The sequence below is a fragment of the Pseudomonas protegens genome, assembly GCF_003732485.1.
Taxonomy (GTDB): domain Bacteria; phylum Pseudomonadota; class Gammaproteobacteria; order Pseudomonadales; family Pseudomonadaceae; genus Aquipseudomonas; species Aquipseudomonas protegens_B.
Map to the genome: position 1 here is coordinate 65668 of NZ_MOAK01000061.1, position 7001 is coordinate 72668.

General features: G+C 61.2%; 6 protein-coding genes. 3 read left to right on the forward strand and 3 right to left on the reverse strand.

What is annotated here, in order from left to right:
• Positions 1–740: cytochrome c (locus BLX41_RS16565; RefSeq protein ID WP_123725835.1), on the reverse strand; the 740-nt coding region annotated here is incomplete at its 3' end.
• A complete protein-coding gene (locus BLX41_RS16570; protein WP_123725767.1) occupies positions 737–1186 on the reverse strand; it encodes a rhodanese-like domain-containing protein in 450 nt (149 codons plus the stop codon). The genes BLX41_RS16565 and BLX41_RS16570, both read right to left, overlap by 4 nt.
• A 600-nt stretch (positions 1187–1786) precedes the next feature.
• On the opposite strand from BLX41_RS16570, the gene BLX41_RS16575 reads away from it, so the two are divergent.
• The 3 genes from BLX41_RS16575 to BLX41_RS16585 all read left to right on the forward strand — a co-directional run bounded on the left by BLX41_RS16575 (position 1787) and on the right by BLX41_RS16585 (position 5990).
• Positions 1787–2992 (forward strand): acetyl-CoA C-acetyltransferase, encoded by a 1206-nt coding sequence (locus BLX41_RS16575; protein ID WP_123725768.1) that lies wholly within the window; start codon positions 1787–1789, stop codon positions 2990–2992.
• 25 nt (positions 2993–3017) lie between these two features.
• Positions 3018–5162 (forward strand): 3-hydroxyacyl-CoA dehydrogenase NAD-binding domain-containing protein, encoded by a 2145-nt coding sequence (locus tag BLX41_RS16580; protein ID WP_123725769.1) that lies wholly within the window; start codon positions 3018–3020, stop codon positions 5160–5162.
• A gap of 105 nt (positions 5163–5267) precedes the next feature.
• Entirely contained in the window at positions 5268–5990 is a 723-nt protein-coding gene (locus BLX41_RS16585) for an amidotransferase (protein WP_123725770.1), read from the forward strand.
• 42 nt (positions 5991–6032) lie between these two features.
• On the opposite strand, the gene BLX41_RS16590 is transcribed toward BLX41_RS16585, so the two are convergent.
• Positions 6033–7001: magnesium and cobalt transport protein CorA (locus tag BLX41_RS16590; RefSeq protein ID WP_259744961.1), on the reverse strand; the 969-nt coding region annotated here is incomplete at its 5' end.

The following is a 7001-nucleotide window of genomic DNA, read 5'->3' on the forward strand; positions in this document are numbered from 1 at the left end:
GGCAGGACGCTGCTGCTGAACCCCGGCATCTTCGCCTGGGGCCAGCGCCTCAGGCTTTGCGGATCACGGATATAGCGCTTGAGAAAATCCCCGCCGAAATACTCGGTGGGGTTATAGGGGATATTCAGATCCGGTCCGAACTGGGAGTCGCCGGCACCATTGAGTCGGTGGCAGGCCAGGCAGTTTTTCTGGAACAGGGCGAACCCCTGGTTGACCGGATTATCGACCGCCAGGTTCGGGTCCGGGTTCAGGGCCGGGAAGCGCTCTGCCACCGGCGCCAGGCGCTGAATGCGGGCAATCTGGAACGGCCATTGCTCGGGGCTGATATGCCCCGCCGCAGGATTGCTCCATACCAGGTAGAAAGGCCCGGCGCTGGGCTTGTCCGCCGCCAGTCCTGGCCAGGGCTTGTCAGGGTCTTCAATGGCCAGCCAGGCCTGGGCGCCCAGGCGGTTGAGCAGCGGAGCAGCGTTCAGCTCCGCGGCAAAACCGTCCAGGGCCACGGCCTGCAGATGGTCCTCGGCCTTGAGGCCCTTGAGCAGGGTCGCCATGGGGACGGCCCGGTACTGCATCTCGCGCCTGTAGGACACATCTGCCTCGATGCGGATGTCCCGGGCTTCGGGGTGCATGAGCAGTTCTTCGGTTTGCCAGGTGCGGCTGCCTGAGCCCAGGTCGATCAACAGTTGCGCAGCGTATAGCGGACTGCTCGACAACAGAGCAGCGCAAAGGATGAGAGCTTTCAATTGATGGCCGTCGGATCGTCGTCAGTGGGTTCGTCGCCGGGGAGTACATCGTCTGGTCGCGACACATGGTCGAACAGGGCGTCCCGGAGCTCTTCGTAGTTACCGCCGTTGACGATACCGAAATAGCCGCGTTTGACCAGCGTGTCTTCGGCTTCCAGGGCGTGCTGGTTGGTGTCGCTGTAGATCACCACCGTGGCGTTGGGGTCCAGCACCACCTTGCGCAACTGGTAGGCCAGGCCCTCGGCACTGATGCCGGTGCCGTCCTCCAGTTCGAGATTGACCTGCAGCGAGTTGTGAACGTTGCCAGCGGCAAAGTCGCTTTCGTTGCGCAGATCGAGGATCAGCGCACCGTCATTGATTTCGTCCACCGCACGGTTGACGTCGATGATCCCGGCGTGAGCGCTACAAGCGCTCAAGAGTGTGGCCAGTGCAATCCAGTGGCGCATGAATCTTCCTCGTCCAGTTCCTCAGGAAGATTGGCACACAAGTTTGTACCCCGGTAGGAACCGGGGGACGATTTTCTGTCTCGCAGATCGAGCAGCCACAGATCAGCCGATCACTTTGGTGAGGTTCGGCAAGATCAACAGCAGTGTGGTTGCGAAGAGAATGAGCCCCGCCTGACGTACTTTCGAATGTTTGAACATGGCTGAATGCCTTTTGTTGTTATTCCTGAGCATCAATGCACGCCGGTCGCTGATTGTTACGATGAGCCGGCTATGTGTCCTTTTTCTGATCTGTCCCGGCGCAGAATCCGTCTGGGACTTCCTACAGTTTCTACCTTAGGGGCCTTGAATCCTCTGGCTTAGATCCAATTCGTATGAAGTTATAGCTGCATTCCCTTGAAAAGCTATAAATCCGCCGGAATACCGGGTGGCCGCCCTTTGGCTAGACAGCTCGCGACCCTTCATCGGTGGATCGCTTAGCTGCCTACCGTTCGTCTGAGCGTCACCGTCAAGGCGGCTGAGCGCATCGGTCATTGAATCCGTCGCTGCCGCGCCTAAGGTGGGAGCTCGATATTTTCCCCTGTATAGCGGTTCGAGGACGTCATGACCCAAGCTTTGATATTCGATGCGTTACGCACGCCCCGTGGCAAAGGCAAGGCTGATGGCGCCTTGTACAGCGTGAAACCGGTGAATCTGGTAGCCGGCCTGTTGAGGGCCCTGCAACAACGTTGCGAGCTGGATACCAGCCAGGTGGATGACGTAGTCCTGGGCTGCGTGACCCCCATCGGCGATCAAGGGGCCGATATCGCCAAGACCGCCGTCCAGGCAGCGGACTGGGATGTGAGCGTGGCGGGGGTGCAGATCAATCGCTTCTGCGCCTCTGGGCTGGAAGCGGTGAACCTGGGCGCGATGAAGGTGCTCTCGGGCTTCGAGGACCTGGTGGTGGTCGGTGGCGTCGAGTCCATGTCGCGGGTCCCCATGGGCAGTGACGGCGGCGCCTGGGTACTGGACCCTGAAACCAATATGCACAGCCATTTCACTCCCCAGGGAATAGGTGCCGATCTGATTGCGACCCTGGAAGGTTTCTCCCGCGAGGACGTCGACCGATTCGCCCTGCAATCCCAGCAGAAGGCTGCCCGTGCACGCTCCAGCGGCGCCTTCAGCAAGTCTCTGGTGCCGGTTCAGGACCAGAACGGCATCGTGCTGCTGGATCATGACGAATTCATTCGTGCCGATTCGACCCTGGAAGGCCTGGGCAACCTCAAGCCGAGTTTCGAGATGATGGGGCAGATGGGCTTCGACGCCACTGCGCTGCGGGTCTACAGCCATGTGGAACGCATCAACCATGTTCACACCCCGGGCAACAGTTCAGGGATCGTCGACGGTTCGGCGCTGATGCTCATCGGCTCAGAAGCCAAGGGCCGCGAGCTCGGACTCAAGCCCCGAGCGCGGATCGTTGCCACTGCGGTGACCAGCACCGATCCGACCATCATGCTTACCGGTCCGGCACCGGCCACTCGCAAGGCCCTGGCCAAGGCCGGGCTGCGAGTCGAGGACATCGACCTGTTCGAGGTCAACGAAGCCTTTGCCTCGGTGGTGCTCAAGTTCATCAAGGACATGGCCATCGATCCGGCCAAGGTCAACGTCAACGGCGGCTCCATCGCCATGGGGCATCCACTGGGCGCTACCGGCTGCGCAATTCTCGGCACTCTGCTCGACGAACTGGAGGTCCGGCGCCAGCGCTATGGCCTGGCCACCCTGTGTGTTGGCGGCGGTATGGGTATCGCCACCATCATCGAACGCCTCTGAGCCCCGACTTCAAGGAATTTCCTTCATGACCGATGCCATCCGTTACGAAAAGGGCCAGGACCAGATCGTTGTCCTGACCATCGATATGCCGGGCCAGAGCGCCAATACCATGAACGCGGTGTACCGCGACGCCATGGCCGGTGCTGTGGCCCGTCTGCAGGCCGAACAGGATTCCATTGTCGGGGTGATCATTGCCTCGGCGAAAAAGACCTTTTTTGCCGGTGGTGACCTCAATGAACTGATCAAGATCGGCAAGCCGCAGGCCAAGGCCTTCTACGACATGGTGCTGACCCTCAAGGGCCAGTTGCGTGCCCTGGAAACCCTCGGCAAGCCCGTGGTTGCCGCGATCAACGGTGCCGCCCTGGGCGGTGGCTGGGAGATCTGTCTGGCCTGCCATCGCCGAATAGCGCTGGACGACAAATCGGTGCAGATCGGTCTGCCGGAAGTGACCCTGGGTCTGCTACCTGGCGGCGGTGGCGTGGTGCGCATGGTGCGCATGCTGGGGCTGGAGAAAGCCTTGCCTTATCTTCTGGAGGGCAAGAAAGTGCGTCCGCAACAGGCGCTGCAGGCCGGCCTGATCGACGAACTGGCGACAAACCGCGACGACCTGCTGGCCAAGGCTCGGGCCTGGATCCTCGCCAACCCCGCCGCCCAGCAGCCCTGGGATGTGCGCGGCTACCAGATTCCCGGTGGCACGCCGTCGAATCCAAAGGTTGCACAGATGCTGGCCATCGCCCCGTCGATCCTGCGGACCAAGACTCAGGGCTGCTTCCCCGCGCCGGAAAAAATCCTCTGCGCCGCGGTCGAAGGCGCCCAGGTGGATTTCGACACTGCGCAACTGATCGAGACCCGCTACTTCACCGAACTGACCACCGGCCAGGTGGCGAAGAACATGATCGGCACCTTCTGGTTTCAGCTCAACGAGATCAATGCCGGTAGCTCGCGGCCTCAGGGCGTACCGCCGCAAACCACGAAAAAACTCGGGGTGCTCGGCGCTGGCATGATGGGGGCGGGCATTGCCTACGTCAGTGCGGTGGCGGGTATCGAGGTGGTGCTCAAGGACATCAGCCCCGAGGCGGCCGAGAAGGGCAAGGCCCACTCGGCGGCGCTGCTGGAGAAGAAGGTGGCTCGCGGGCAGTTGAGCAGCGAGCAACGGGACGCGACCCTGGCGCGGATCCGCACCACCGCCGAGGACGCCGACCTGGCCGGTTGCGACCTGATCATCGAGGCGGTGTTCGAGGATCGCGGACTCAAGGCCAAGGTGTCCAAGGCCGCGCAGCAGGTGGTCGGTGGTGAAGCGGTGATCGCCTCCAACACCTCGACCCTGCCCATCACCGGCCTGGCCACCGCAGTGCCCAATCCGGACAAGTTCATCGGCCTGCATTTCTTCAGCCCGGTGGAGAAAATGCCCCTGGTGGAAATCATCAAAGGGGCGAAGACCAGTGACGAAACCCTGGCTCGAGGTTTCGACTTCGTCCTGCAGATCAAGAAGACCCCGATTGTGGTCAATGACAGTCGTGGTTTCTTCACCTCCCGGGTGTTCGGCACGTTCACCAACGAAGGCATCGCCATGCTCGGCGAAGGCATTGCGGCGCCGATGATCGAAGCCGAGGCGCGCAAGGCCGGGATGCCCATCGGGCCGCTGGCAGTTTCCGATGAGGTTTCCCTGAGCCTGATGAGCCATATTCGCCAGCAGACCACCAAGGATTTGCAGGCCGAAGGCCGGCCTGCCATCGAGCATCCGGCATTTGCCGTGATCGATTTGCTGCTCAACGAATACCAGCGAGCGGGCAAGGCTGCCGGAGGTGGTTTCTACGACTACCCGGCCGGCGGCCAGAAGCACCTGTGGCCGCAATTGCGCACGCGCTTCTACAAGGCCGACGGGCAGATCTCGTCCCAGGATGTACGCGACCGCCTGCTGTTCATCCAGGCCATCGAAACCGTGCGCTGTGTGGAGGAGGGCGTGTTGCAGTCCACCGCTGACGCCAATATCGGCTCGATCTTTGGTATCGGTTTTGCGGCCTGGAGCGGTGGCGCCCTGCAGTTCATCAATCAGTACGGGGTGCAGGATTTCGTCGCTCGCGCGCAGTACCTGGCGGAGCAGTACGGCGAGCGTTTCAGCCCGCCGACGCTGCTCCTGGAAAAGGCGCGCCAGGGCCAGTTGTTCTGACACAAGCGGGCAGTAAATGACCCGCCCCGGGGCTTGCCTTGCCGTGGTATTTCAAGGCAGGCTCTGGGGTGTTCATTATTGCCATCGCCTTGTCAGGAATTTTTTATGTCGCTACGCATCTGCATTCTTGAAACCGATATCCTGCGTCCCGAACTGGTCGATCAATATCAGGGTTACGGGCAGATGTTCCAGCGTCTGTTTTCCCAGCAGCCCATCGCCGCCCAGTTCAGTGTCTACAACGTGGTCCAGGGCGAGTATCCCGGCGATGAGCTGGAGTTCGATGCCTATCTGGTGACGGGCAGCAAGGCCGATTCCTTCGGCACCGATCCCTGGATTGAAACCCTCAGGACCTACCTGCTGGGTCGCTACGAGCGCGGCGACAAGCTGTTGGGCATCTGCTTTGGTCATCAGTTGCTGGCGTTGCTCCTGGGGGGCAAGAGCGAGCGGGCGAGTCAGGGTTGGGGCGTGGGAACCCACAACTACAAGCTGGCGGCCAAGGCGCCGTGGATGAGCCCGGTGGTGGAGGAGCTGACTCTGTTGATCAGCCACCAGGACCAGGTCACCGCATTGCCGGAAAATGCCACGGTGATTGCCTCCAGCGACTTCTGTCCCTTCGCGGCCTACCACATCAACGACCAGGTGCTGTGCTTCCAGGGGCATCCCGAGTTCATTCACGATTATTCCCGGGCCTTACTGGATCTGCGCCAAGAGTTTCTCGGCGAGCAGGTCTACCAGAAAGGGCTGGCCAGCCTTGAGCATGATCATCACGGCACCACCGTTGCGGAGTGGATGATGCGCTTCGTCGCCCACAAGCCTGAAGCCGCCTGAGTGCGACTGTGGCCCTGCCGCAAGGGCAGGGCCATCGTCTCTTCAGAGCCAGCCTGAGCGCTTGAAGCTGGCCCAGAGACCGACACAGCCCACACTGATGAAGCCCAACACCCCGAAGTAGCCGTAGTGCCAGCTCAGCTCCGGCATGTTCTGGAAGTTCATCCCGTAGATCCCGGCTACCGCTGTTGGAAACGCCAGGATCGCTGCCCAGGCGGCGAACTTGCGTTGCACGATGCTTTGCCGGGAAGCCTCCAGCAGTACACCGATCTCGATGGTCTGGCTGGCGATGTCGCGCAGGGTCGACAGGTCTTCCATCTGCCGAGTGACATGAATCTGCACGTCACGGAAGTACGGGCGCATGTTCTTGTCGATGAATGGAAAGCTGAGTTTCTGCAGCTCCTCGCTGATCTCCACCATGGGCGCCACATACCGGCGCAGGCGCAGCACGTCGCGGCGCAGGCCGTGAAGGTTCTGGATATCCCGCTCGTTCAGTGAATTGCACAGCACGTTGCGTTCCAGCTCGTCGATTTCTCCGTGGATGGCCTCGCTGACCGGCTGGTAGTTCTCGGTGACGAAATCCAGCAAGGCATAGAGGACGAAGTCTTCGCCGTGCTCCAGCAGCAGCGGGCGCGCCTCACAGCGTTGGCGGACATAGCCGTAGGAAGCCGAGTGACCGTTGCGGGCGGTGATGATGTAGCCGTTGCCGGCAAAGATGTGAGTCTCGATGAACTCCAGCTTGCCGTCGGTCCGCACCGGTGAGTAGGTGACAATGAACAGCGCGTCGCCAAAAGTTTCCAGCTTGGGTCGACTGTGTTTTTCCAGGGCGTCCTCGATGGCCAGTTCGTGCAGGTTGAACTGGCGTTGCAGATTGGCCAGCTCGTGGGCATTGGGTTCTTCCAGACCGATCCAGACGAAGTGGCCGGGTTTCGCGGCCCAGGCAGCCCCTTCGTCGAGGCTGATATCTGCGACTTTCTTCCCGCCGCTATAAACGGCGGCAGCAACAACTCTACC

Excerpts from the sequence above, each read along its gene's own strand:
- BLX41_RS16570 (WP_123725767.1), bottom strand. The coding sequence starts at position 1,186 with ATGCGCCACTGGATTGCACTGGCCACACTCTTGAGCGCTTGTAGCGCT.
- BLX41_RS16575 (WP_123725768.1), top strand. The coding sequence starts at position 1,787 with ATGACCCAAGCTTTGATATTCGATGCGTTACGCACGCCCCGTGGCAAA.
- BLX41_RS16580 (WP_123725769.1), top strand. The coding sequence starts at position 3,018 with ATGACCGATGCCATCCGTTACGAAAAGGGCCAGGACCAGATCGTTGTC.
- BLX41_RS16585 (WP_123725770.1), top strand. The coding sequence starts at position 5,268 with ATGTCGCTACGCATCTGCATTCTTGAAACCGATATCCTGCGTCCCGAA.